Source organism: Niabella pedocola (assembly GCF_021044425.1).
Lineage (GTDB): Bacteria > Bacteroidota > Bacteroidia > Chitinophagales > Chitinophagaceae > Niabella > Niabella pedocola.
The window spans coordinates 1,788,480-1,813,043 of sequence record NZ_JAJNEC010000005.1; the positions used below are offsets into that span (position 1 = coordinate 1,788,480).

Consider the following 24,564-nt stretch of genomic DNA (forward strand, 5'->3'; position numbering starts at 1 on the left):
GTACCAATTATTTGGTAAAATGCTAAAAGCAACCTGGTCTATGCTGCTTCTGATGAAAAACTTCGACAACGATTGCGTAGATTTTTCGTGCAAAATTGTATAAACTTCTAATTTTATTCTTGCTTGTAATAACAATTGTTTGACGAATCCATTTGGCTATGAGACCTCAGTTGCTTAAAGTTTCCAATGAACCGCAGCGTTCATTCAGCGTCCGCAGGGACTTGGTTCCTCATGTAAATAACCGATGGCATATGCACGCTGAACTGGAACTCATCCATATTAAAAACGGAGCGGGAACACAATTTATCGGAGACAGCATTACGCCGTTCCAAAGCGGGGACGTGGTATTGGTGGGCCCCAATCTTCCGCATTACTGGAAATTTGATGATCACTTTTTTGAAGAGGAATTGCGCAACACCACCGATGTACGGGTAGCGCATTTCAACGAAAACTTCCTGGGCGGTCAGTTCCTGCAATTACCGGAAAACAACGGTATCCGCAATCTGTTGGAAAAATCGCGCAGGGGCCTGCAGGTACAGGGCAATGCACGCGGTGAGGTGGCTGCTATTTTGGAAAAACTGCTGACGGTTGAAGGCAGCCAGCGGATCATATTAATGCTGGAGGCGCTGGCCATTGTTGCTGAAGAAAAAGAATGTTTCCAGCTATCTTCCATCGGATTTAAACCGGATGGTGTTACTACCGACAACGAACGGATACAGGCCATTTTCGATTACACCATTAAAAATTTCAAACGCAAGATCAAGCTGGAAGAAATTGCTGATGTAGCCAATATCAGTCCTAACTCTTTCTGCCGTTTTTTTAAATCCCGCACCCGGAAAACCTATTCCCAGTTTCTTATTGAACTTCGGGTAGGCCATGCCTGTAAATTACTTATTGAAACCAATCAATGCCTGAAGCGGCTTTGTTTTGAAAGCGGCTTTAACAACTTCACCAGTTTTCATAAATACTTTAAGATCATTACCGGCAAAAGCCCCATGATGTATCAGAGAGAATTTACCGCCTAAGCAGGAAGGGAATTACTACCGTTTTACAAGGAAAAGCCAAAGCCTGCTCCGGCGCGGTGGCCGGGTGCCCAATTTAAACCCGCCCATCGCGGGAACCAGCCGTGTTATAGCTAAAAAGTCCCCTCCTAAAGACGATGCTTAACGGGATGCAGGAGCATGCTGAAATTGACGGCGAATGGTATTCAAATAATATGCCCCCGTTTAAGGCTCTGACCGATCAGCAGGTAGCAGGTGTGCTTACTTATATCCGGCAGCGTTTCGGGAACAATGCCAGCTCCGTTACCAAAACGGAAGTAACGCCGGTGCGTTCCGGAAAAATAAAATAAGCCCTGCCCGTTTAGAGTTTTTTTAGCACTGTTCTCGTTTTTTCCAGCATCCGCATGCGGTCGCCATCCATTCCGCCCGCAGCATAAATATTCATTTCAATTTCTGTAAGCGTGTGGAATACCTCATCCTGAAGGGCCTGCGGCACGTTCTGTAATGTCATCTGCTCTTTTAACCCGGTTTTATTGAACAAAGCTGCTGATATCTGATAACGCTGCTCCAGGTATTGCACCATGCCTTGTTTTAATAAGCTGTAAAATGAGCCGCCGGTTTTGGAAACGGCATTTTCTGCAGGTTGCAGCAATGCATCGATACCCATTGGAGCAAGCGGGGTGGGGTCGGGTATTCCAGACACGCTTACCGCTGGTTGCTGCCGGGTAGACGGTACCACGGCCCGCTTCCTTTTCGATCGCCGGATAAGGAACAGCACCAGCAGTAACAACGTTACACCACCGAGGCCCAGGAGCAGCGCGCCAAAATTATCATTGCGTTCGGCATTATTATTTACCGGTCCCTGGTCCCGCCGGGTAGATCCGGGCTCCCGCGAATAAAAAGTAATTGCCGGATTACTGATCGTATTATAGCGATTTTGCCGGGCATCAAAATAAGCAAACCGGATGGGCAAAATGGTATACGTTCCCGTTTTTCCCATTGTAAAAGGGATGGTAAAGGTTTTTACACCAGGTGCGGTACGGCTGTTGCGGTCGTATTGCTCCTCTACATTAGGCGGATACACCACGATCTCTTTGGGCCATTCCACTGAGGGCTGCGTTACCTGGCTAAAGTCGCCCGTTCCGGAAATGGTGATCCGGAGGGTTCCGCGCTCACCCGGTGTAAAGTTGATCTTTGAAAGCTTTACATTCATCTTAAAATCGCCCACCGCCCCGTTATATACAGCGGAAGGAGCATTGGCTGGGGCCTGGCCCACGTTAATCGTAATCGGTACCGAAGCAATGGTCATGCGGAATTCCCCGTTCTGCAACGGAATATTATCATCGATACCATCCAGGATCGAACTGCGGTTGCCCGAGCCATCTACCAGCCGGATCCGGTTAGCGATCACCATCGGGTCCAGCACCAGCTTTCCCGCTTCCATCGGAGTTAGCTGCACCTTGCGAATGGTATGCACATCAAAGGTTTCGCCGTTTACGGTTTCACGGCTTACGACCCCATCCCCCGAGCTGATCAGGTCCCGGAAATCGAACCCGCTAAACGCCGGATCCTTTACTACTTCAGAAACCGATTCCAGCGAGGAGTACAATTTATAGGTTACAATAATCGGCTCACCAATATAGCAATTGGTTTTATTCGCATATACATTTAAATAAATACTGCTTCTTAATCTTGCTTCCAATACATTCCGCTGGGCCATAACAGAAACTGAGGCCATCAGCAACAATATCAATAAACCAAACCGTTTCATGCGCACTTTTTAAAGGAGCTGCCTGCCGGAGCAGGTATTTTTGTAAAACCCGGCGTAAATGTACAGGTGGTTACCGCCAATCGCGTCCTGTTCATAAATCACCCAATTGCGGTCTTAAGATAATACTTTCTACGCAAGCTGCATCAGAAAGCCGGGTACTTGTTTCAATCAGTGTGGCCACATCGGCAGCCTCCATGATCCGTTTTTCACTATTGTCAAATCCGCCCCAGGAGGCTGTCATTACCGCTCCCGGGAATAATGCCGTTACTTTTATTCCATGCGGTTTTAATTCTTCCCGGAGGTTCTGACTAAAACCATTCAGTGCAAATTTGCTGATGCTGTACGCTCCTCCGCCCGGATAAGCCTGTAAACCCGCCACCGAACAAATATTAAATATAAATCCTTTCCGTTTTTCCTTCATCGCAGGCAACAAAGCCCGTGTAAGATGGTAGGCACTGTATAGATTAATGGCCAGCTGGCTTTCCAATACACCATCTGCCTCATCACTTACATTACCCGGTTCAAAAAAACCGGCATTATTCACCAATACATCAGGAGCGCCCTGCTCCAAAGCCCAGCCTGCAAGGGCCTGGGCCTGGTCCTTTTCAGAAAGATCAAATGCTTTCGCCCGGAAATCAGCATCCGGATACCTTGTCTGTAACGATTCCAGCGCCTGGTAAAGCCGTACTTCATTCTTTGAAGTGATCAGAACCCGGTTCCCCTTTTTTGCAAAAATTTCAGCAATGGCAAACCCGATCCCCTGCGAAGCACCGGTAATTAAAAGATTCATACGTTATTTTATTTACCCTGCGAAGTACGTATAATTTTTTTTATGGTTTCGTTAAAGAAGTACCCCGCTATCAGCCAACCGCTTTAACCTGCTGAACGCTAAAAGCTACCTGCTGAAAACTAATTTACCTATCTTAGCCCCAAAAAATCATATCTGTGTACATTCATCAGCAGCTTTGTATTTCGCCCCAGCAAACCGTTGATCCGGTAAACCTGGATGCACTCATTCCCGCTACAGACGGAAAACTGGTGGCCCTTGAACCGGCACTGGAGGGGGTGCCCCCGGGCATGCTGCGAAGAATGAGCAAGGCGGTTCGCATGGGCATCGGGGCCGGACTGCCCCTGTTAAAAGCGGTAGTGCCCGATGGCATCATTATCGGCACTGCAAACGGCGGCATGGAAGACTGCATCAAATTCCTGAACCAGATCATCGATTATGAAGAAGGCATGCTTACTCCCGGCAATTTTGTTCAAAGTACACCCAATGCCATTGCGGGTCAGCTGAGCCTCATTACCCGGAACCGCAGCTACAATGCCACGCACGTACACCTTGGACTGGCATTTGAAAACGCATTGCTGGACGCAATGATGTTCCTTAACGAGCACCCGGAACAGGTATATCTTACGGGCGCCGTGGATGAAATCTCCACCTATAATTATAATATCGACCGGCTGGCCGGTTGGTACGACCCGGCACTGAGCAGTGCCGACCTGTTTCAATCGGATCATGCGGCCACCATTGCCGGCGAAGGCGCTGCCCTGTTTTTACTCAGCGGAAAACCGGAAGGCGCGCAGGCCAGGATCGAAGCGGTTGAAACAGTGCATACAGAAGATCCGGCATATGTGGAAAAGCGGCTGCAACAGTTGCTGATCCGCTACCCAATTACCAAAAACACCTTACTGCTCTCCGGAGATAACGGTGACAACCGCTATCGTTTTTTTTATAATAATCTCGAAACCCTGATGCCGTTAACAACGGTACTCCGGTTTAAACATCTATGCGGCGAATATCCAACAGCCAGCTCCTTTGCAACATGGCTTGCAACATATATACTGCAACAACAAAAGGTACCGGAGGTTCTTTTAAAGAACGGTCCGCTGCCAACCGCCATTGACCGCATTATTATTTACAACCAGTACCACGGAAAACAACATGGTTTCCTGATCCTTTCAAACAATTAAACTGCATTTTATTTTTTAACCTTCAAATAGCTATGTTTATGAGAGTTTCTTTTCTGCTGCTGCTGATGAGCCTTACCCTTGCAGGGTATGCCCAAAAAATTAAAAAAACAAAAGGAGACCTGGCTCCGCTGAAAGACCAGTCCAGTATCAACGTTGAATTCAGCTACGAAGGCCTGAGCGTTGGCAAGTTTAAAAGTGAGGCCGACTACATTGCCAAAAAAACCGAAGAATTCAATAAAAAAGAGGCCGGAAAGGGTGATAAATGGGCAGAATCCTGGCAAAGTGACAAATCGCGGGCCTATGAGCCGCAATTCCTGGAGCAGTTTCTCGAAAAATCAAAACTGAAAAACGAAAAAAATGCCAAATACACGCTGATCTTCCGTACCACCTTTATTGAACCGGGATTCAATGTGGGAGCCTGGAGAAAGAACGCGTATATCGATGCTACCGTAACCATTGTGGAAACAGCCAACCGCAGTAATGTGATCGCAGAACTTACAGTTGACAATTCGCCTGGCCGGGATGCAATGGGCGTTGACTTTGATACCAGCTGGCGGATCTCAGAAGCATATGCCAAAGCCGGCAAATCGCTATCGAAATACATCTGGTAAATATAATTTTTTTGATAACGGTCTTCTTTTCAGAAGGCCGTTATTCTGTAGCCGCATCTGCTGCAGCTTCACCCGTATTCACAGCACCTTCCATAAAGCCCTGCCAATCGGCCAGATGCTCGCCGGCAAAAAAAGTATGCAGGAATTTTTTCTTTAGCTCGGGCATCACCGTAAACCACTGCCCGATACCGTAAAGCGCATAGGCCCCATAGGAATAGGCATCATTTCCCCAGTAATAATTGGCCTGCCCTTTGAGCAGGGAACGCAGATTGCCAAAATGCGGTTCGAGGCAACGGAATATATCGTTTGCCAAAAATTCATTGGACTGGTTGGCATTGGATGCCGCCTTATCACCGATGCTATAGGCGATCAACACCCCTTCTGCGGATGGCTGGTTCTTGGTGGCATGATAAAAATAATGCGGTGACTGATCCGACACCAGGTCAAATGCCTCTTCTTTCCAGAAGCGCTCCGAAAAATGCAGGGCATGTTTATTGATCCGGGCATATTGTAACGCATTCAAAGCCGCCGCATACGGTGCCGGCAATACCGGATCCCACTGGATCTTTTGAATGGAAAAGGTAGGAATGGCGCAGATCAACTTATCGCCGGTGAATTTCTTTCCGTTGGAGCAGGTTACTTCTACCCGGTCCTTTTGAACGATCTGGGAAACATGATGATCGCAGTAAATATGTTCGGACCCGATCTGATCCCGCATTTTTTGCGCCAGCATCGCATTACCGCCTTTTATCTTCAGATCCATCTCGTTCTTTTCGCTGCTCTCCGCATATTCCGCCAGCGCCGCAAAGGCGGAAACATGACGGATGCTCTCTCCAAAATCAGTACTGTCCAACAATTCCCGCAGATCAAGATCGCGCCCGTTACAACCATTATTTACCAGAAAGCGCCACCAGTCGTATTGATCCAGCTTTTGTTTATCGCTGTCTTTTAAATGCGGATAGGTCTCCAGGATGCGTTTGAACCTGGCATTCCATTCTTCACTATAGCTCCAGGAACCAGGGGCGTTGTATTGGTCCTTATAAATAAGATGCGTATCCATTTGGTTGTTTTCCAGCGGGAGACCAAACGTTGCGCACAGTTCCTGCATGCGGGTATGCGAGTTGCCCACCCATTCACCGCCCAGTTCCACCACCAGGTTTTCGTTTACGGTGTGTGAAAACACGCGTCCGCCGACCCGGTTCCGGCTTTCGATCACTGTTACCGGAATGCCCTTCTGTTTTAGCCGCAGCGCAGCCGCCAGCCCTGCAAAACCGGCACCAATCACCAACACTTCCGGTTTTTTGCCCGCATAAAATTTTAAAGGCGTATGTGCAGAAAGGATGAGGGAACCAGCAGTTAAGGTACTTTGGCGAATAAAACGGCGACGGTCCATGATGATTGATTTGGGACCTGAAGATAAGGTGGCGGCACAAGCGAGGCTATACCTGAATCTGGCGAGTACTCACCGCTTTAGCTGTTCCATAATGGCCGCAAGCGGCACTTCCTCCAGTACCGTACGGCCGGGCGTTTGACCTTTACTTTGCCATTTTACAAGGCGAATGCACCCGTTAGCTATTTCTATTCCGGTAATATCGCCATCTGAAAAACAGCAGCAGCCGGTATTGAAATAAGTAGGCAGTATTTTCTTATAATCGAATACCAGGTTATTGAAACGGTCCTGGTAAAGGTTGGTTTCTTCCTGTATTTTTTTGATCGTTTCGTCGTCGTTATTTTCCCGGGCCATGTCCATCTGGCGATACAAACGCTCAATATGCGTGAGCGATTCAAAAACGGGTTGATGGGTATGCCCGGTGATCAGCAGGATCTGGTCCTGCTCTGCGGACCATTCGTACATAATTTCATTATGCACTGTTTTTTTATACGCATTGTTGGATGGTTCATTGGTATTGATTTGCAGATACGACTGCAGCGGCCCCCAGATCCGTGAGATAAAAAACTTGGTAAACCAGTTCCCGTCGCTGTTCATATCCCCCTGGTGCCCGTGGGTACAGAAGATACGCAGTTCTTCTTCATTGATCCGGGTACGCAGGATCACCCCTTCCCAGGCTTTTATTTTCTTTCCAAACAGGGCTTCCAGTTCAAGCCCCGCCAAGGGATCATTGCCCCAATACAGGTCATGATTCCCGATCACTTTTACAAATGCATCCCGTTGTACAAATGCCGTTTCTGCTATAAACTCGTCTTTATTGTTTTTCTTAACCTTTGAAAGCGTATTCTCCCAAAGCTCTTCACAATCACCCAGGTTTATAAAACGGAAGCGCTGTTCATTGTAATACGTTAATGCCGCCCGGTAAGCCGGTGCAGCTATTGCAAAATCGTCGGCTCCATTGCGCGCGCCTTTGTGTTGATCAGAGAAAATAATCAACCGGTCTGTTATCTGATCAAAGTTGATGACCGGTCCCAGCTTGCCGGGACTGTTTAAAATATGATTGAAAAGTTTGGTCAGTGCATCATAGATGCGGGCCTTGTCCGGATTGGAATCAAACTTCCTGGCAGCCCATAGAACGGGTTTTAACAAAAGGGATCGAAGAACCCGGCGCATGGTTTCGTAATTACATATTGGAATTGATCAGAGCCGTAAGATTGACGGGCCTTACGGGTCATTGCTTTACATACCCGGATATACCGGGCCGTAACGGAGCTTTTTTGCACGGCGTTGTCCTTTGCCGGGATAGATAATATCATGTGCAGTTTCATAGCCTTCGTTTGCGGTATCCAGCAATCGTCTCATCGCATTTCTTCTGCGTGCTTCACATACCGCACCCGTAACTGCAGATGCAGCGATTCCTAATATCACAAATCCTATTAAACGATACGTATTCTTCATCACTCAAAACTATTTATTCATAACCGTAAGATATGAAATAAATGGCAAAAGTTGCTTGCTTTTTATCATTTTTAAAACGAATAAGTGTTAGCAACTGATTTCCATTTACCCCTACGCAAAAATATCTGCGTTTGGTACAACCGGGTACTAACCGATTGCTAATTCATAATAAATTAACAGCGATGGCCGTTAATTGTTGGATGTTTTTTTAAAATTATCTTTTCGTTTATGCGCAAAAAGCCATGGCAATAATCCGGGTTCCGCAAAGGCGGCATCCCAGCTGTTATGCCCTGCCTCGGGGTAAAAAGTAGCCCGCACATCCACGCCTTTCGCTTTCATAGCCTCCACCATTTTACGGGAATACTCCGGTGCCACCACCACATCTTTATCGCCATGAAATATCCACCAGGAAGCGTTTTTTAAATTTGCGGCAATAGCCGGATTAGCACCGCCGCAGATAGGAACAGCCGCTGCAAATACATGCGGCATGCGGTTTACAATTTCAAAGGTACCCATACCACCCATACTCAGGCCCATCACATACACCTGTTCTTCCTTGATCCGGTATTGCCGGCCGAGGTTTTCCATAAGCCCTACTACCAGCTGCATACTGGGCGATGGCGGGCCGTTTTCCGTAAAATAAAAACTCCGCTTTCCGCTGGAGTCTGCAACGGTCTGCACATTGCTCCAGTAGTACTTTACTGCATTTTGCGGAAATACCACAATGGCCGGAAATTTTTTACGGTTTTCTTCTTTTAAAAACAAGGACGCTCCATGCAATAACTGGGCTTCGTTGTCGTTGCCGCTTTCCCCACGGCCATGGAGGAACAATACCAGCGGATATTTTTTCTGCGGGTCGTAATGCTCAGGCAGCAATAACCGGTAGGGCAATGTATCCCCGCTTTGTATAAACCGGAACTTCTGAAACAATGCATAGTCCTGCGCCGTTGTTATTACGGAAATGAAAACAGTGGCCAATATCAATAATCCTTTTTTCATACGATCATTTTATAATTAGCGGTTGTTTATGGGTTTGTCCATTTTAAATTGGTATCTCATTTTTGAAATACCCGTACATAGTCCACTTCCATAACAGCCTTTGTAAGCTGCTCATCCACACCTTTAAGACCGCCCCAGTTTCCGCCCACCGCTATATTGAGCAACAGGTGAAACTTTTGATCAAAGGGCCATTCCTTAAATCCTTTTCCGGTATTCTTAAATGAAAAGAACAACTGGTTGTCTACAAAGAAATCGATCCGGCTCTTATTCCATTCAACAGCATAGCAATGAAAATTTGTTCCGGCATCCTTTAAAAAAAGCCCCTTTGTTTTTTGTGTGCCAATTACGTGGTTAAACGCCTTGGTATGTACGCTGCTGAATACCGTATCCGGGTTATACCCTACATTTTCCATAATGTCTATTTCACCGCTTGCCGGCCAGCCACCATATTTCCAATCCGTGGGCAGCATCCATATGGCAGGCCATACACCTCTGCCAAGGGGTAAACGGGCACTTACTTCTACCCGGCCGTATAACCAGTCGCCTTTTCCCTTTGTAATCAGCCGGGCGGAGGTATAAGTATTTTTATCGTGGTTTTGTTTGAGCGCCGTAATCAGCAGTTTCCCGTTTTTTACCACCGCATTATTGCTATCTGCCTTTGTATAATACTGCAGCTCACGGTTACCCCAGCCGTTGCCGCCTACATCATAGCCCCATTTGCTTTCATCTGGCAGGCCGGCCTGGTTGAATTCATCACTCCACGCCAGCTTCCATCCCTTGGATACAGGCGTCAATTGCATCCGCTCTGCCAGCAGCTCCGGCTCATTTGTGGTAATGAACTCAAAGCCATTTGCCAGCAGCCAGTCCATTTCGGCCTCCGTATTTACCGTCCAGGCATTGAGCGCAATGTGGTTTTTCTTTGCCTGCCCAATCCAGTCCGGGTGCTTTTGAAACACCGAATAATGATAGTCTACCCCATCCAGTCCATCGGCCTTTATTTCTTCCGGCGATTTATCGCCATTTAAATATTGTACATGCGCCCCGGGATCCAGTTGCTTCACTTTTTTGCAAACATCATAGTCAAAACTAATATATACCGCCATGGGTGCGGCTCCCAACCGGTGTACCAGGCGCACCACCTTCTCCGTCACCAGCAGTGCCCTTTCCTTACTGATACCGGAAGGCTTGATCTCAAATACCAGTCTTGTAGAGCGGTTGTTTTTTAACCCTGCCAGGGTATACTCCTGCAGCGTAGGCAGTTTTTCCCCGTTGGACAACGGCGTTTTGATCAGTTCTGCATAGGTGGTTTTTTCAATCGTCAGCTTATTATAATGCGGATCATGATTGATGACCAGCGAATCATCAGCCGTCATATGAATATCAAACTCACTACCGGTGCATTTTAGTGCAATGGCATGCTTCAGGGAAGCAATGGAGTTTTCCGAGAATCCATTCTTTTTAAAGGCGCCCCTGTGAGCTACAATAGGATTTGCTGCAAAAGTTATACGGCTTTTTGAGGATTGTGCGTTTGCCATTGGGCTGCTCAGCAACAGGGTCAGAACCGCAGCCGGAAATAAACGTTGTTTCATCTGTTTACTTTTATTGTTTTTTGCCAGATGGAATGCTGCATAAGAAATATTCATTCCGTTCAGGTGCAAAAATGAATATTTCCTGATGCGCCATTTCATGTTTTTATTGAAAAAATTGCTTTTATTACTTCAATGCCTGGTATACCAGGGCTTTAAATTTATCATTGATCTCACCATGCGAGAACGGCCACTGCTGTACAAAGAGCAGTGCTACGATCTCCTCCCGGGGATCGCCCCAGTAGGAGGTTCCAAAGAATCCACCCCAGGCAAAGCTTCCGGCCGACTGGCCCAGTTTTAAGAAGCCCTTGTCGGTTGTGATTTCAAAGCCCAGGCCAAATTTATTGTTGCCCAGGGAAAGATCTCCGATCTGGTTCTGGGTCATCATTTCAACGGAATGCCGGGATAGCAGGCGCTTCCCGTTATACATCCCTTTATTTAAGATCATCTGCAAAAAAGCGGCATAATCAGCCGTTGTGGAAACCAGGCCCGCCCCACCGGAATAATAGCCGTTATTGTTTACCGGGTAATTGACGGTAATACCGCGGAAGGTAGTATCGGCCCAGGGCATGAGTGCCTTCGTTGCTTTGTCTTCGGTGTAGACGCTTACCAGCCGTGATTGTTTTGCCTCCGGTAAATGAAAATACGTGTCCTTCATATTCAGCGGTTCAAAGATGCGTTTATGAAAGAAGTCATCCAGGCTCATACCAGATGTAATTTCTACCAGGCGGCCCAGTACATCCGTATTCAATCCATAGGTAAACCGTTCGCCCGGCTGATGCACCAGCGGAAGGGTTCCCAGTTTATCCATCGCATCTGCCAAACGCTGAGGGTGTATTACAAAACCTGCAGGGATACCGGCCCGGGCATAGATCGCCTTCATGTTGGAGGATCCTATTTGTGCATAATCCAGTCCGGAGGTATGGGTAAGCAGGTCGCGGATGGTAATATTCCTTTTTGCGGGTACTACGGTGTAGGAAGAGTCTGCGGCATTGAACTGGTCCAGCACTTTGGGATTTGCAAATGCCGGAATGTATTTGGAAATGGGATCATCCAGTAAAAACTTCCCTTCTTCAAAAAGCATCATTACCGCCACACTGGTAATGGCCTTGGTTTGCGAAGCGATCCGGAAAATAGCATCGGTCTTCAGCGGTATTTGAGCGCTGCTTACACCAAATGCCTTGTTATATACTACGGCGCCTTTATGCACGATAAGTGCAGTTGCTCCTTTTATCCAGTTTTTTTGTACATAATCCTGTATTACCAGGTCGATGCGCTGCAGCCGGTCCGCAGCAAAGCCGCCGGCATTTTTGCCGGGGTCCAAGGTTTTTGGCTGTGCCACGGCGATAAGCTGCAGGAGCATGCCAAACAGTAACAAGCGAATCCGTTTCATCTCTAAATTTTGGCACCTAAACTACAAAAAAATACAGGGAAAACCCGTCCGATGCAATAATAAAAAGGATCCGGCGCAAAATTACGGGTCTGTAAATGCCTCTTGTTTCGCTTATTCCCAAGGTTTTATCCTTTGCATCCCTTTGCGCTCCACCTGATGTGTGCCCTCCGGCTGCCGGCACCCACATTAAAAAGCCAATCTGCACTCGATGAATTTAGCAGTTGTTTTTACTAAATTTTACAGATTTTAATTAATCGAACGATCATTCGATTATATTTGCATGATGAAACCGAAGGATGATGCAAAGGAAGCACTGATCCGCAAAAAGGCGATCGCTTTGATCGTAAAACTGGGCTTTGACGGATTCAGCATGCAGAAACTGGCAAAAGAGACCAAGCTGTCGCCCTCCACGCTTTATGTATATTTCAAAAACCGGGAAGACCTGCTGCTGAAATTATATACCGGCGTACAGGAACAGTTTGAACGGGATGCATTGGCCGGTTTTTCAGAAACCATGCCCTTTGAAGAAGGACTGTGGCTGCAATGGAAGAACCGGTTTAAGAATATTTGTAAAAATCCTGTGGAATACCGTTTTTTTGAGCAGTTCCGGAATTCACCGCTTATCAAGCACCATGCGCCGCCTCCGGCTACGTTCCGGCAGGCAATGAATCAATTTGTAAAGCACGCGGTACGCAGCGGAGCTATAAAACAGTTGCCGCCCGAAATTTTCTGGTCGCTGGCATATGGCCCCTTTTATATGCTGATTAAATTTCACCTGGATCAAAGCAGCATGGCGGGTCTTCCGTTTTCACTTACCGAACAAAAACTGAAGCAGGCATTCTTTCCTGTATTACAGTCTCTAAAACGTTGATTTTTTTTAACCATTAACCGAATGATCATTCGGTTATACATTTTACTACAGATGATGACAATCAATCACCTCAACCTTGTACTGCCGGATGTGGCAAAGGGTATTTCTTTTTTTGAAACCTATTTCCAGTTTTCCTGCATACATGTAAAAGGAACCAACCAGGTTGCCGTATTAAAGAATGCCGCCGGTTTTACCCTTGTATTGATGACGCAAAAAGAGCCTGTTGTTTACCCGCCACAATTCCATATCGGCTGGATGCTTGAAAATGCGGCGGCAGTAGACCGGTTGTACCAGCAGCTGAGCGGAGACGGTTTTACCATGGCGCATGCACCACGGCCGATAAGGGACAGCTATGGTTTTTACTTTTATTTTGACCAGCTTTTTATTGAAATAGGTCATTATCAGGATGCGGCTTAAACCAACCGGCACCTCCCTAGTAGGCATCGTTCGAACGGCCTTACCGGAAAGCAGCTCCGATTTTCACCGGCTGCTTACAGCACCGAAATCTTTTCCGGTTTCCTGTTCTTCACCAGGTGAAGAATTTTGCTGTATAGTTCCTCCCGTTCAAATGGTTTGGAAATAAAATCATTGATGCCCATTGCCATGCAACGTTCATACTCGCCCTGGAACGTATGCGCCGACAAGGCGATGATGGGAATCCCGTTTTTGCCGTTATCCATCAACCGGATGCGTTGCGCGGCTTCATACCCATCCATTACCGGCATCTGGAGGTCCATCAGGATGATGTCAAAATCCGTTTGCCGGTATTTCTCCAGCGCTATCTGCCCGTTTTCTGCCAGTGCTGTTTCAAAACCCTGTTTTTTCAGCACTTTCATTACCAGCATCTGGTTAATCCTGTTGTCTTCAGCCACCAGTACCCGTATGCCGTTGCCGTTGATATCAACCGGACTGGTATTTTCTGCTACGGCCGTTTCCGTTTCGTGGTATTTCATAAAGGAAAGTCTGAAATGGAACCGGGAGCCGGCCCCGGGCCTGCTGTCAATAAACAGCTCTCCCTGCTGCATCTCAATGAGCTGCTTTACGATGCTAAGTCCTAATCCGATGCCGCCAAACCGGTGCGCATTGGTATTGGCCACCTGTTCAAAACTCTCGAAGATCCGTTCCTGTTGCTCGGCGGGAATGCCGATACCAGTATCTGCAACTTCAAATTCTATCCAACAGGATGCTTCATGCGTCTCGGCCAGGCGCGCTGATAACCGGATGCTGCCCAGGGAGGTAAACTTAATGGCATTTGACAGCAGGTTCAATAAAACCTGGTTGAGCCGCACAGAATCACCCATTACTTTTTCCGGCAGCTGTGCATCAATGGTACATTCAATAGCCAAACCCTTTTGCCGGGCCCTGGGTTCCATCATCAGTTTTGCGGTATGCATCACATCTCCCGGGCTAAAGGGTGCGTTTTCAAAAGTGATCTTACCCGCTTCCATCCTGGAGAAATCGAGGATATCATTCAGGATAATCAGCAAGCTATCGCCCGATTTGATAATGATGCGGATATATTCCTGTTGCTCACGGGTCGTAAGCGATTCTTCCAGTAACCGTGCAAAGCCCAGTATGGCGTTCATGGGTGTACGGATCTCATGGCTCATTTTTGCCAGGAAGAGTTGCTTGGCTTTTTCTGAAGCCTCGGCCCTTTCTTTATCCCGTTTCAAATTTACACCGGTATCTTCCAGTTGTTGTATTTGCTGGAAATTGCGCTCCAGTGTATCAATCATCTGGTTAAATGCCTGTGCCAGACGCCCGATTTCGTCATCGGAATACACATTTATCCTTGTATTTAATACCCCCTCACTCACCAACCCGGTACCCCGTATAATTTCCCGCACCCCTTTTACAATACTCCTGCTTACCGAAATAGCAACCAGGAGGCTGATGGCTCCGATGGTTAGCGATAATGCCAGCATCAGCCACAGCACGGTGCGCTCCAACCAGCGCGCACCGGCCCCCAGGGTAAGTGAAAAATCATCTTCCAGTTGCGTAACGGTAATGTTCAATTGTTTTATACGGCTGAGCGAAGCATCAATCTCCTGTTTTGAGGTGGAAGCCGTACCGATCTGTTGATGTAAGGTAGTGCCCATCTGCATCAGCTGATCCAGGCTTGAATCCGCTGCAGACCAGATGGCAATGGCATCTTTAAGGAAGGACACATTTTTAAACCGGAGGAAAAGCCGGATCACCCCATCTACATCTGCGGGATGATTACGTCCTTCCAGCATTCCACGTCTTGCCGCAACAATATCGGGTTTACTTCCGGAAAGGGACAGCCGGAGCTTACGGTCTCCCATCGGCACTTTTAGAAAATCGAGATAATCCCGGTAATCATTTTCATCCCGTGAATGGGCATACAGCAAGAGGCTGGTGACCGCATTCTTCTGGCCTTTCGACCATAACCCTTCACCATTTACAAACGCCCTGGTTGCTGAAAGTGTTCCCAGTGCCCACCAAAGGGTACAAAATTCCAGCACTAATAACAGCGCCATTATTCCAATCATGAAGTACAGCTTTTGCGCTATAGCAATACTTCTGAACATCTTTCGAAAAAATGAGGACAACATTAAGTGATAATGCAGGTTAAGGGTAGAGGAATTCGTTGAAGAGTATACGTACTTGGTAACGATGCGGCTCAGCAGCCTGGAAGCAGCGGATAAAGAAACTTTTTTTTATATTCCCGCTTTCCGGAAGCCGCCTGCCGGTTGCCCGGCTTTCCCGGCAAACATATAGCGTGTTCGTTCACCGGAACAGCTGTTCTTTTGTACAAAAAAAAGTGCATTATCAGGAGATCGTTGGTAATCCGTAACGAATATATGAATTTTTTAATGAATCTATTGTGTTTGGAAAAAGGATCCTAAAAAGTTGCAGCCATGCTCTGCCCGGTATCCTGAACACCCTGGTTAAACGGTTAAGGACCCGTTTATTGGCAGCACTCTTTAACAGCCATTTCAGGCAGGAACCACTTCGAGGAATCCCAGTCCCTGGTGGTTGTATGCACCCATCCCGGTGTTAAGCAAAAGGTGAAGAAAAGGCTTGCGGGCAGTTACTTTCAGCACAAAATTCAGGCATCCCCGGATGTTTTTTGTGGTTCCATCTTCATTAGCAATACTTGCAAACCGGAACCGGGTACGGTTTGCGGCACCCGCTATTTTTGAGGTTAACAAAGCATTTTCAGCCGTTGCCGCATCATAGGTTGCAGCTATTTTTTGCCGCCAGGCAGTGTTTACGGCGTCTGTAAAGCCCGGTTCTTCCGGGAACAGAAAGGCGGTGTTTGAGGGATTGTGTAATGCAACCGGCGAAACCGGTCTTACCAATAAAGAAGCAAAGCCGCCCTCTTCTGATGTATATTCCGGCCCGGGCAAGGGTTCCAGGGCTTTTATTTTGAAGGACGTTGTGGTAAGTTCATCACCAACAAAAAGCCGCTCATATTGAAAGAGCCCAATAACAAAGGATTCCATTTGTTCCGGTAAATGCAATCCCAGAAAAAAAGAAAGTTCTTTATTCAACAACCACAGCCGGTCTTCCTCCGGCTTAAATGCACAGTTCATATTTGAAAAGGAAAACAGCCCGGCATCCTGCCGATAACCTTCCTCGTGTGAAAAAGTAGTGGCGGCCAGTTTACTTTTCGAAAGAATGCGCCGGATGGCAGCCGCTAAAGAGCTCTGGTAATTTATGGGCAATGCCGACAAACGGGCCGCTTGTAATTTTACTAAAAAACGCATTTTAAAAGGCCTATACGAATTGTATAAATTTAAATATTAACATTTTTAAATAAAATTATAGAAATGCAATGCTAAATTGCATAAAACAAACACATTTATATTATATAAATATGTTTTCGGTATAGAGCATTCGCCTGCCTGTTTAATGCCGGCGCTTTTTATTTGAGCCAGTTGTTAGTTGTGCCAGCTGTGCGCGTCAGAGAATCTGTTATTTTTTGTTGTCTGCTGTTACCAGGGCTGTATCTGTTGGCAGGGTAGGTACGGTATAGCCACCGGAATCCAGCACCGTTTTAGGGAACGATTGTTTTAGCCGCGCCCATGCAGCGGTTCCAACACCCGTTTTATAGAGATACAGGGCTCTTAGTGATTTCAACTCTTTCAGGGATGCCAGTCCTTTTTCGGTAATTCCGGTTCCTACCAGATTTAATACCTGCAACTGTTGCAGCGACCTAAGCTGTGCCAGCCCGGCATCCGTTATTTTTGTGTTTGCTAATTGCAAGCGGGTAAGGTGTGTAAATTTTGCAATAACCGCCAACCCCTCATCGGTGATATTACTATCTTCCAGCTTTAACCATACTATCTGTTTTTTGAGGGGCTCCAGGAGTTTAACCAGTTCCTGTGCCCGGCTGCCAGCTGTAACGAAGCTCACGGAAAGGTAATTGGTTTCATTGGAAACCGGCACCGCTATGATGCCCGCCTCTTTTAGTTTATTTAGTGTACCCTCATCTGCCGGCCCCACTTCTTCTTCCGGCAACTCTGTCTTTTTTGCGATTTCGCCGGAACTACCCGACTGCAGGGCCGCCAATACCGGTTTTATTTTATCCGGCTGCGGCAATTCCTTTACTTTTTTTGTAAAACTATTACCCGTACTTATCCACCAGCTCAGCACGGCTACTTCGTTTGGTGTTAGCTGCGGTTTTTCTTTGGGTGGCATGTGGTCGTCGTCGTTTAGCGGCAGCAACAGCCGTTTGATCAGAGCACTTTCATCCGGTTTACCGCTTACAATGGCTTTTCCATCCTTTCCTCCTTTGAGGATCTGTGCTTCCGCATCAAGGCGCAATTTTCCTTTTTGCTTGCTGCTGCCGTGGCAGCTGTAGCATTTTCGCTGCAATACCGGCTGCACCACGTCGGTGTACAGGACGGCTTCCTGTATATTGGGGATCGGTTTCATTTCCTGCGCCGTACCCGCTTCGTTTATACCGGCGGTCAAATAATCCGCACCATGCGTTAAAGAGCCACCCAGGTGACCGGTAATCATGATCAGTATCAGAATGACAACCGCACCCAAACGGGTGTATCGGCCCGTTAATGAAAGCCGGTTTAAACCATAAAAGATCAATGACACGGCCGCGGTGGCAATACCCATCCACTGGTGCTGTGTTACGAGCGCCTGATCATAATCTCCGCTTAACGATAACAGGTACCCGGTGATACAGGAAGCAATCGCCGTTATTGCGCCCCAAAACAACAATACGGGGATGGCAGGTTTCAACAACGGATACCGCTTTGCAAACAACTGGAATAAACAGGCCATCAACAGGATCCCGATGGGCAGGTGCACCCATACAGGATGAAAGCGTCCGATAAAATCCACCAATGCAAGCATCTTCATAAACAATTATTGATACCGGGTTCTGAGTGTTTTCATCATGTGTACATTAATGGCCCACTGATCGGCTACGGGTTGCTGTGTGTAGGGCAATACCGGCATATAGGTGGGCGGGCCAAATTCGGTGAGCACCGTCATTGTTTCTCCCTGTTTCCGTTTGCGGGCCGCGATCACATCCCACCAGTCGAAGTGCTGCTTTACCACGGCCTGCCATTCCGGTGCACGCGGGTCGTTTACCTGCGGGCCTTCGGCGTGGCCAATCCGGGCATGAATATGTTCGGCTTTTGCAAGGGCCAGCGCAACGGTTTCCTGCTGATCGCCCAGCATGCTTTCGTGCACATTGCACCAGTGCGAGATGTCGAGCGTTAATTTTAACGACGGATTCTTTTCAATGAACTGTCGCGCCACATGTGCAGCAAACAACATCCGTGAGCGATGCGTTTCATGACAGATCGTGATGCCGGTTTTTGCAGAAAGTTCGCTGGTAAAATCGATGAAGGCTTTGTTTTCTTCATAACTGAAATGATCCCGCCCGGAATGGCAGTTGATGTACACCGGTTTTTGTGCCGGGTTTCCGGCAGCAGCCGCAGCGGTTTTTTTAAAGGAGTTCAAATGCTCTTTCCAAACGGGCTGATAGCCTCCGCAAAGAAACCCCACCTCCAGCTGATGCTTCTTTAATGCATCAAACAGTTCTTGCTGCTGGGCTGCTTCTCCCGGCCACCAAACTTCAATACCATCATATCCCTCTTTTTTAGCCGCAGCGCAAAAAGCCTCTGTAGACCCGTTGAAACCCCAGTTTGTTGCCAGGATCATCAGCCGGAAACCGGCCTTGGCAGGTTCCTTTAATCGTTCCGGTTTTGTGGTCATATCTCCGTAAGGGAAAAACAAACCCGCTGCTGCCGCAGCGGATGATGATTTTAAAAAACTTCTTCTGCTCTGGTTCATATATTTTCAATCGCTGTTACGCAATGATCTCCTGTATCACTTTTCCTCCCACATCGGTAAGGCGGAACGGCCGTCCCTGGTACGGATAAGTAAACTGCTCGTGATCAAATCCCAATTGATTTAAAATGGTTGCCTGGATGTCAAATGCATCTACCTTTCCGCTTACGGCACTGTATCCGATCTCGTCTGTTTCCCCGTGTGTATACCCTTTTTTAATGCCACCACCGGCCATCCAGATGGTAAATGCTTCTGTGTGGTGATCCCTTCCTTTAAAAGGGTTCTGCGCCCCGTTCCGGTTCTCCATCATTGGGGTGCGGCCAAATTCCCCGGCCCATACTACCAGGGTTTCGTCCAGCAGGCCGCGTTGCTTCAAATCCATCAGCAGGGCCGTAACCGGTTTATCCACACTCCTGTATTTGTTGATGATGCCGATGTTGAGCGCATTGCTGGGATTATCACCATGTGCATCCCATCCCCAGTCGAACAGCTGTACAAAACGCACTCCTTTTTCCACCAGTTTACGCGCCAGCAATACGTTATTGGCAAAACAGGCTTTACCGGGTTTTGTGCCATACATTTCATGGATATACTGCGGCTCGTCATTGATGTTCATTACATCCGGCGCCGTGATCTGCATCCGGTAGGCCATTTCGTATTGCGAAATGCGTGAAAGGATCTCCGGATCATTATAATCCTGGTACTCCTGCATGTTGGCTTTATTAACGGCTTCGATAGACGCCTTTCGCAGATCGCGGCTCATGCCATCCGGATCCTTTATAAATAATACCGGATCGCCTTCACTGCGGCATTGCACGCCCTGGTACACCGAAGGCAGAAAGCCACTCCCCCATACACTTTTGCCGGCATCCGGAAAACTTCCGCCGCTGGTGAGCACCACAAACCCGGGCAGGTTCTGATTTTCCGTACCCAAACCATAGGTTACCCAACTGCCGATGCTGGGCCTGCCCAGGCGCGGGCTTCCGGTATGTACCAGCAACTGTGCCGGAGCGTGGTTGAATTGATCGGTTGTAACGGCCTTCAGAAAAGAAACCTCATCCACTACCTGTGACAGATGGGGGAGATGTTCACTTACCCAGGCTCCCGACTGTCCATGCCGGGCGAAGGCAGCCTGTGGCCCCAACATTTTGGGAACACCCGTGATAAAAGCAAACTGTTTTCCTTCCAGGAAGGAAGGCGGACAATCCTGTCCGTCCATTTTCGAAAGTTCCGGTTTATAATCGAACAGCTCCAGTTGAGAGGGCGCTCCCGCCATGTGTAAAAAAATAACACTCTTTGCTTTTCCGAAAAAAGCCGGCGCCTTGGGCAACAGCGGGTGTGCCGGGTCAAATGCGATCGAGTGCGCTGCCTTTTTTTTGCTACCACAGCCTCCCAGCAGGGATCCCATCGCCAGTGCACCCAGGCCCATCGCACTCTCTTTTATAAAATGCCGCCGTGTGTGGGTACGCATTACCATTTGCTCGGCTTCTTTTACCAATCGCTGATCAATAAGGTCTTTCTTTGTCATTGTAGTCCTTTTGTGCGTTGTTTAATTTTTCACAACTACCTCATCCAGGTTCAACAGGGCATTGGCCACCACCACCAGGGCTGCTGTAGCCGGAGCCGCTTTTTCCTGTTGTCCTCCAACCATGGCCGTGGTTTTTCCGGTATCCGATTGAAACTCCTTTAAGGCCTGCTGGTACAGTGCTTCAAACACTTTCAGTTTTTCTTCTTTTATCGGTTTGTACAACATCAGCCGGTATCCCTTTTGTATTTGTGCCGCCACATCCCTGCCGCCCTCCTGCTGCATACGGTAGGCCAGGTGCCGTGCCATATCAATGTAGGCCGAATCATTGAGTGTGGTTAAGGCTTGCAACGGTGTATTGGTCTTTATCCGGCGCGCCGTACATAATACCCGTTGTACTCCGTCGAAGGAGATCATGGACGGATACGGGGCGGTACGCTTCCAGTAGGTATATACCGCACGCCGGTACTGGTCTTCACCGGCACTGTTCTGCCAGCGTGCCCCGTTATAAGGCGAGAGCCAGATGCCTTCCGGCTGCCAGGGCATTACACCCGGACCGTACATTTTAGCACTCATCAAACCGCTGATGCAAAGATTCTGATCCCGCAGCTGCTCGGCGCTGAGCCGCACCCGCGGCCCTCTGGCATACCATTTATTGACCGGATCTTTTTCCTTAAGTTCGGGCGTCAGCCTTGAATCCTGCCGGTAGGTAGCACTCATCACCATTTCCTTCAATAATTTTTTGACGCTCCATTTATAGTCATTCATAAATCGCCAGGAAAGATGATCCAGCAGTTCCCTGTGTGTAGGCAGCATGCCCTGGGTGCCCATATCTTCCAACGTTTCTACAATGCCGGCACCAAACAACTGCTCCCAGAGCCGGTTTACCATGGTTCTGGATACGAGGGGATTCCGTTTATCCGTAAGCCACAGTGCCAGTCCCATCCGGTTCTTAGGTGCATTGGCCGGCATGGCAAACTTCAATGACTGCGGCACCGCCGGTTCCACCGCTTTTCCCAATGTGAGCCGGTTGCCTCTTTCAAACACATGGGTTTGCCGTTGCATCCACACAGGATTTTCTACCATCACCGGTGTTGCGGTAACCGAAGCATTCAGCAGATCCCAGTATGTTTTCTTATGAGCCTCAAAACCGGGGCTTCCTTTCGCCGGCAGTTCCGGCAGAAAACCAAACCAGTCGAAGGTGGCCATAATCTCATCACCTCCGGCCGCCGGATTCTGGTAGGTAACGTATACATCATGAACGCCGGTTGATGCAAGGGTATTCACCATCCCATAACGCCACCGGTCTTCGGGCTGAACCAGGTAGGTACCCAATACCTCGCCCTGCGGCTGATCTTTTCTGAAAATAATTTTACCACCCGGTTTATTGGAACGGAACATAAAAACGATCTGTCCCATGCCATCCAGCTGAATATGTTTCAGGCGTGCATGCGCATGGTTGCGCATATTTAAAGGGCCGTTTTTATTTGTAGGCAGCGCATTCTCCAGGCTATCTGCAATGGTGGCATAAAACGCCGGCTGGAGGGTCTTCAAAAAATGACGTACGCGCTCCGACTGTTCGGAGGTACCATTGTCTTTGATCCAACTGATCAGCTGCGTTAATTCATTTTTAAGGGAATCGTTGTATTCTCTGAGAACGGGATATTCACCCGGAATATCATTGTCCCTTGTATTATTAAAATACGCCATAAACTTGTAGTACTCGTCGTGCCGGAAGGGATCATAGGGATGGCTGTGGCATTGTACACAGGAGAAAGTTGTACCCATTAATGATTCCCAGGTAGTATTTACCCGGTCCATCACGGCCGCTACCCGGAACTCTTCATTATCCGTGCCGCCTTCATCATTGGTCATCGTATTCCGGCTGAATGCCGTTGCAATGTATTGCGCATCGGTGGGCTCCGGCAACAGGTCGCCGGCAATCTGTTCGGTTAAAAAAATATTATAGGGCTTATCGGCATTGAATGCATCAATCAACCAGTCGCGGTACCGCCAGATACTGCGTCCGCCATCCGATTCATAGCCCTTGGTGTCTGCATAGCGTGCAAGATCAAGCCACATGGACGTCCATTTTTCCCCGAAGTGCGGCGAAGTCAGCAAGGCATCCACCAGGCGTTCATAGCCCTTGTCATCGCTGCTCTTCAGGTATTGATCGGCAATTTCAGCAGAAGGATACATGCCGATCAGATCGAGACTTACCCTTCGCAAAAGGGTTTGCGGATCGGTCTGTGCAGCCGGTTTCAGATCCTGCGCATCCAGCTTTTCGTAAATAAACCGGTCTATATCATTCCGGATCCAGGCATTATCCTCATCCGGTATGCTGGTTTGTTTTACCGGCAGGTATGCCCAATGATCCCCCCATTTTGCACCTTGTTTGATCCAGCGGCGCAAAATGCTTATCTCGTCTTCGCTTAACGGCTCGTGCTTGTAGGGCATGCGCTCCTCCGGATCTTTTAAGGTTAGCCTGCGGATCATTTCGCTGTTGTCCGGATCACCGGGAATGATGGCGGGCGTACCGGACTCCGTTTTTGCCAGTGCTTCCTCTCTGAACAATACGCTAAAGCCTCCTTTGGCTTTTACGCCTCCATGACAGGTAATGCATTTTTTGTTTAAGATGGGCTTTACATCGGTACTGAAATCTACTTTTTTTGACCGGCTGGTAAAGCACGCAGCAATGCCTGTAGTAACCAGAACGGCCAACACCAGCAACATCTTCCTGTTGTAATAAAAATGAGCCATCGTTTTTTTGCAATCATTAATCGAACCGGTCCGGGGGAAATCATCTGCACACGGTCTTCTTCTCTTCTCAAACTTACTAAAGTTTGCTATTCCGCTAAAGAAAAGTTACTGCTTTTAAGTAAAGACTGGCAAAACTGGAACAATTCTATCTGAAACCGATACTATTTTAACAATGGCTACCCGGCAACGGGAATATTTACCCGGTTCTTTTTTAAAACGGGGGCAACAGACCGCTCTTTTATGCTTGTTTTATACAGATGGTAAATCCCTGTAAACGATGTTGGGTTGTGCCATTATCGTGCAATATACCGGTTCCTATAAAGGACCGGACCTATATGTTTTACTAATGGTCTTTAAAAGGCGACCGGCTCATCCGAAAGCTACTTGTGTTTATTCGCCGGCGGGCTCAAACTTCCAGTAGAATTTTGCGTTTCCTTCTTCCGGAGGCTCAAACCGCATTTCCAGCGGCAGCGCCGCATCTGACAGATAAGACCGTAAGGCATCACCACTACTCTTTATGCTTTTGATATACCAGAGCCCCGCCTTACCGGGCACCGGTGTTATTTTATAAGACACGTTTCCTTCTTTATAACTGATGATGGGTGTGCGGTCGCTGCTACCGGGAAAGGGCTGAAACCAGAGATCTTCGGCTTCCCCCGACAATTTTATCGTATAGCTTATATTTTTTGCCGTGCCGCCTTTGGCCACCACCCATTTTTGCAAACCGCTGCGGCGAAACGGCTTCAGAAATACATTCTGACCCAACGAAGGGGCTTCGGGCGTTATGGCAACATTTCCGTTTATAATAAAGTAAGTGCCCGCTGCAAGCTGGGGTTCACTGGTTGTGACGGCGGGTACTTTTTTGGTTTGTGCAAATGCGTTACCGGCTATCAGGCAGGCAACGGCCATCAACAAAAGGGGTGTAAGCTGCTTCATGTTGGCA

At 47.9% G+C, this 24,564-nt stretch carries 21 protein-coding genes; 6 read left to right on the forward strand and 15 right to left on the reverse strand.

Annotated features, from left to right (window positions below; translation table 11 throughout):
* Window positions 1-251 precede the first annotated feature (251 nt).
* A complete protein-coding gene (locus LQ567_RS15035; protein ID WP_231005347.1) occupies window positions 252-1,025 on the forward strand; it encodes an AraC family transcriptional regulator in 774 nt (257 codons plus the stop codon).
* 146 nt (window positions 1,026-1,171) lie between these two features.
* Window positions 1,172-1,351, forward strand: coding sequence for a c-type cytochrome (locus tag LQ567_RS15040; RefSeq protein ID WP_231005348.1), 180 nt, complete (start codon window positions 1,172-1,174; stop codon window positions 1,349-1,351).
* Between the two features lie 11 nt (window positions 1,352-1,362).
* Here the strand turns inward: LQ567_RS15040 and LQ567_RS15045 are convergent, their stop codons facing one another.
* The gene (locus LQ567_RS15045) at window positions 1,363-2,772 is read right to left on the reverse strand and encodes a BatD family protein (protein ID WP_231005349.1); all 1,410 of its coding nucleotides are present in this window, start codon (window positions 2,770-2,772) and stop codon (window positions 1,363-1,365) included.
* A 91-nt stretch (window positions 2,773-2,863) separates the two neighbouring features.
* Window positions 2,864-3,562, reverse strand: a complete 699-nt coding sequence (locus tag LQ567_RS15050) for an SDR family NAD(P)-dependent oxidoreductase (protein ID WP_231005350.1) — start codon at window positions 3,560-3,562, stop codon at window positions 2,864-2,866.
* Window positions 3,563-3,717: 155 nt separating this feature from the next.
* Between LQ567_RS15050 and LQ567_RS15055 the strand changes: the two genes are divergently transcribed.
* Window positions 3,718-4,743: a beta-ketoacyl synthase chain length factor gene (locus LQ567_RS15055; protein ID WP_231005351.1), complete on the forward strand. Its 1,026-nt coding sequence runs from the start codon at window positions 3,718-3,720 to the stop codon at window positions 4,741-4,743.
* 38 nt (window positions 4,744-4,781) lie between these two features.
* Window positions 4,782-5,354, forward strand: coding sequence for a hypothetical protein (locus LQ567_RS15060; RefSeq protein ID WP_231005352.1), 573 nt, complete (start codon window positions 4,782-4,784; stop codon window positions 5,352-5,354).
* Window positions 5,355-5,394: 40 nt separating this feature from the next.
* Here the strand turns inward: LQ567_RS15060 and LQ567_RS15065 are convergent, their stop codons facing one another.
* The 6 genes from LQ567_RS15065 to LQ567_RS15090 all read right to left on the reverse strand — a co-directional run bounded on the left by LQ567_RS15065 (window position 5,395) and on the right by LQ567_RS15090 (window position 12,180).
* Window positions 5,395-6,747 (reverse strand): flavin monoamine oxidase family protein, encoded by a 1,353-nt coding sequence (locus tag LQ567_RS15065; protein WP_231005353.1) that lies wholly within the window; start codon window positions 6,745-6,747, stop codon window positions 5,395-5,397.
* A gap of 69 nt (window positions 6,748-6,816) precedes the next feature.
* Window positions 6,817-7,917 carry a metallophosphoesterase gene (locus tag LQ567_RS15070; protein ID WP_231005354.1) on the reverse strand — a complete coding sequence of 367 codons (1,101 nt, stop codon included), beginning with the start codon at window positions 7,915-7,917 and terminating at the stop codon, window positions 6,817-6,819.
* 66 nt (window positions 7,918-7,983) lie between these two features.
* Window positions 7,984-8,202: a hypothetical protein gene (locus tag LQ567_RS15075; protein ID WP_231005355.1), complete on the reverse strand. Its 219-nt coding sequence runs from the start codon at window positions 8,200-8,202 to the stop codon at window positions 7,984-7,986.
* Window positions 8,203-8,391: 189 nt separating this feature from the next.
* The gene (locus tag LQ567_RS15080) at window positions 8,392-9,201 is read right to left on the reverse strand and encodes a carboxylesterase family protein (RefSeq protein WP_231005356.1); all 810 of its coding nucleotides are present in this window, start codon (window positions 9,199-9,201) and stop codon (window positions 8,392-8,394) included.
* Between the two features lie 56 nt (window positions 9,202-9,257).
* Window positions 9,258-10,790 carry a glycerophosphodiester phosphodiesterase family protein gene (locus tag LQ567_RS15085; protein WP_231005357.1) on the reverse strand — a complete coding sequence of 511 codons (1,533 nt, stop codon included), beginning with the start codon at window positions 10,788-10,790 and terminating at the stop codon, window positions 9,258-9,260.
* A 124-nt stretch (window positions 10,791-10,914) separates the two neighbouring features.
* Window positions 10,915-12,180, reverse strand: a complete 1,266-nt coding sequence (locus tag LQ567_RS15090; RefSeq protein ID WP_231005358.1) for a serine hydrolase domain-containing protein — start codon at window positions 12,178-12,180, stop codon at window positions 10,915-10,917.
* A 280-nt stretch (window positions 12,181-12,460) separates the two neighbouring features.
* Here LQ567_RS15090 and LQ567_RS15095 point away from each other — a divergent pair, with 280 nt between their 5' ends.
* Both LQ567_RS15095 and LQ567_RS15100 read left to right on the forward strand, forming a co-directional pair.
* Window positions 12,461-13,051 carry a TetR/AcrR family transcriptional regulator gene (locus LQ567_RS15095; RefSeq protein ID WP_231005359.1) on the forward strand — a complete coding sequence of 197 codons (591 nt, stop codon included), beginning with the start codon at window positions 12,461-12,463 and terminating at the stop codon, window positions 13,049-13,051.
* Window positions 13,052-13,072: 21 nt separating this feature from the next.
* The gene (locus tag LQ567_RS15100; protein ID WP_231005360.1) at window positions 13,073-13,468 is read left to right on the forward strand and encodes a VOC family protein; all 396 of its coding nucleotides are present in this window, start codon (window positions 13,073-13,075) and stop codon (window positions 13,466-13,468) included.
* A gap of 74 nt (window positions 13,469-13,542) precedes the next feature.
* On the opposite strand, the gene LQ567_RS15105 is transcribed toward LQ567_RS15100, so the two are convergent.
* From LQ567_RS15105 to LQ567_RS15135, 7 genes are all read right to left on the reverse strand, one after another.
* Window positions 13,543-15,564: an ATP-binding protein gene (locus tag LQ567_RS15105; protein WP_231005361.1), complete on the reverse strand. Its 2,022-nt coding sequence runs from the start codon at window positions 15,562-15,564 to the stop codon at window positions 13,543-13,545.
* A gap of 447 nt (window positions 15,565-16,011) precedes the next feature.
* Window positions 16,012-16,785, reverse strand: coding sequence for a CRISPR-associated endoribonuclease Cas6 (locus LQ567_RS15110; RefSeq protein ID WP_231005362.1), 774 nt, complete (start codon window positions 16,783-16,785; stop codon window positions 16,012-16,014).
* 208 nt (window positions 16,786-16,993) lie between these two features.
* Window positions 16,994-18,397 carry a c-type cytochrome domain-containing protein gene (locus tag LQ567_RS15115; protein WP_231005363.1) on the reverse strand — a complete coding sequence of 468 codons (1,404 nt, stop codon included), beginning with the start codon at window positions 18,395-18,397 and terminating at the stop codon, window positions 16,994-16,996.
* A gap of 6 nt (window positions 18,398-18,403) precedes the next feature.
* Window positions 18,404-19,339 (reverse strand): sugar phosphate isomerase/epimerase family protein, encoded by a 936-nt coding sequence (locus LQ567_RS15120; RefSeq protein WP_231005364.1) that lies wholly within the window; start codon window positions 19,337-19,339, stop codon window positions 18,404-18,406.
* Window positions 19,340-19,355: 16 nt separating this feature from the next.
* A complete protein-coding gene (locus tag LQ567_RS15125) occupies window positions 19,356-20,864 on the reverse strand; it encodes a DUF1501 domain-containing protein (RefSeq protein WP_231005365.1) in 1,509 nt (502 codons plus the stop codon).
* A 21-nt stretch (window positions 20,865-20,885) separates the two neighbouring features.
* A complete protein-coding gene (locus LQ567_RS15130; protein WP_231005366.1) occupies window positions 20,886-23,621 on the reverse strand; it encodes a DUF1553 domain-containing protein in 2,736 nt (911 codons plus the stop codon).
* A 390-nt stretch (window positions 23,622-24,011) separates the two neighbouring features.
* Complete coding sequence (locus LQ567_RS15135) at window positions 24,012-24,557, reverse strand: hypothetical protein (RefSeq protein ID WP_231005367.1); 546 nt, start codon at window positions 24,555-24,557, stop codon at window positions 24,012-24,014.
* Window positions 24,558-24,564: the final 7 nt, after the last annotated feature.

What these genes read in the sequence shown, in the direction of transcription:
- LQ567_RS15095 (WP_231005359.1), top strand. Translation starts at nt 12,461, where the DNA reads ATGATGAAACCGAAGGATGATGCAAAGGAAGCACTGATCCGCAAAAAG.
- LQ567_RS15115 (WP_231005363.1), bottom strand. Translation starts at nt 18,397, where the DNA reads ATGAAGATGCTTGCATTGGTGGATTTTATCGGACGCTTTCATCCTGTA.
- LQ567_RS15125 (WP_231005365.1), bottom strand. Translation starts at nt 20,864, where the DNA reads ATGACAAAGAAAGACCTTATTGATCAGCGATTGGTAAAAGAAGCCGAG.
- LQ567_RS15050 (WP_231005350.1), bottom strand. Translation starts at nt 3,562, where the DNA reads ATGAATCTTTTAATTACCGGTGCTTCGCAGGGGATCGGGTTTGCCATT.
- LQ567_RS15110 (WP_231005362.1), bottom strand. Translation starts at nt 16,785, where the DNA reads ATGCGTTTTTTAGTAAAATTACAAGCGGCCCGTTTGTCGGCATTGCCC.
- LQ567_RS15120 (WP_231005364.1), bottom strand. Translation starts at nt 19,339, where the DNA reads ATGAACCAGAGCAGAAGAAGTTTTTTAAAATCATCATCCGCTGCGGCA.
- LQ567_RS15060 (WP_231005352.1), top strand. Translation starts at nt 4,782, where the DNA reads ATGAGAGTTTCTTTTCTGCTGCTGCTGATGAGCCTTACCCTTGCAGGG.
- LQ567_RS15105 (WP_231005361.1), bottom strand. Translation starts at nt 15,564, where the DNA reads ATGATTGGAATAATGGCGCTGTTATTAGTGCTGGAATTTTGTACCCTT.
- LQ567_RS15135 (WP_231005367.1), bottom strand. Translation starts at nt 24,557, where the DNA reads ATGAAGCAGCTTACACCCCTTTTGTTGATGGCCGTTGCCTGCCTGATA.
- LQ567_RS15040 (WP_231005348.1), top strand. Translation starts at nt 1,172, where the DNA reads ATGCAGGAGCATGCTGAAATTGACGGCGAATGGTATTCAAATAATATG.
- LQ567_RS15075 (WP_231005355.1), bottom strand. Translation starts at nt 8,202, where the DNA reads ATGAAGAATACGTATCGTTTAATAGGATTTGTGATATTAGGAATCGCT.
- LQ567_RS15065 (WP_231005353.1), bottom strand. Translation starts at nt 6,747, where the DNA reads ATGGACCGTCGCCGTTTTATTCGCCAAAGTACCTTAACTGCTGGTTCC.
- LQ567_RS15045 (WP_231005349.1), bottom strand. Translation starts at nt 2,772, where the DNA reads ATGAAACGGTTTGGTTTATTGATATTGTTGCTGATGGCCTCAGTTTCT.
- LQ567_RS15100 (WP_231005360.1), top strand. Translation starts at nt 13,073, where the DNA reads ATGATCATTCGGTTATACATTTTACTACAGATGATGACAATCAATCAC.
- LQ567_RS15035 (WP_231005347.1), top strand. Translation starts at nt 252, where the DNA reads ATGCACGCTGAACTGGAACTCATCCATATTAAAAACGGAGCGGGAACA.
- LQ567_RS15130 (WP_231005366.1), bottom strand. Translation starts at nt 23,621, where the DNA reads ATGGCTCATTTTTATTACAACAGGAAGATGTTGCTGGTGTTGGCCGTT.
- LQ567_RS15070 (WP_231005354.1), bottom strand. Translation starts at nt 7,917, where the DNA reads ATGCGCCGGGTTCTTCGATCCCTTTTGTTAAAACCCGTTCTATGGGCT.
- LQ567_RS15085 (WP_231005357.1), bottom strand. Translation starts at nt 10,790, where the DNA reads ATGAAACAACGTTTATTTCCGGCTGCGGTTCTGACCCTGTTGCTGAGC.
- LQ567_RS15080 (WP_231005356.1), bottom strand. Translation starts at nt 9,201, where the DNA reads ATGAAAAAAGGATTATTGATATTGGCCACTGTTTTCATTTCCGTAATA.
- LQ567_RS15090 (WP_231005358.1), bottom strand. Translation starts at nt 12,180, where the DNA reads ATGAAACGGATTCGCTTGTTACTGTTTGGCATGCTCCTGCAGCTTATC.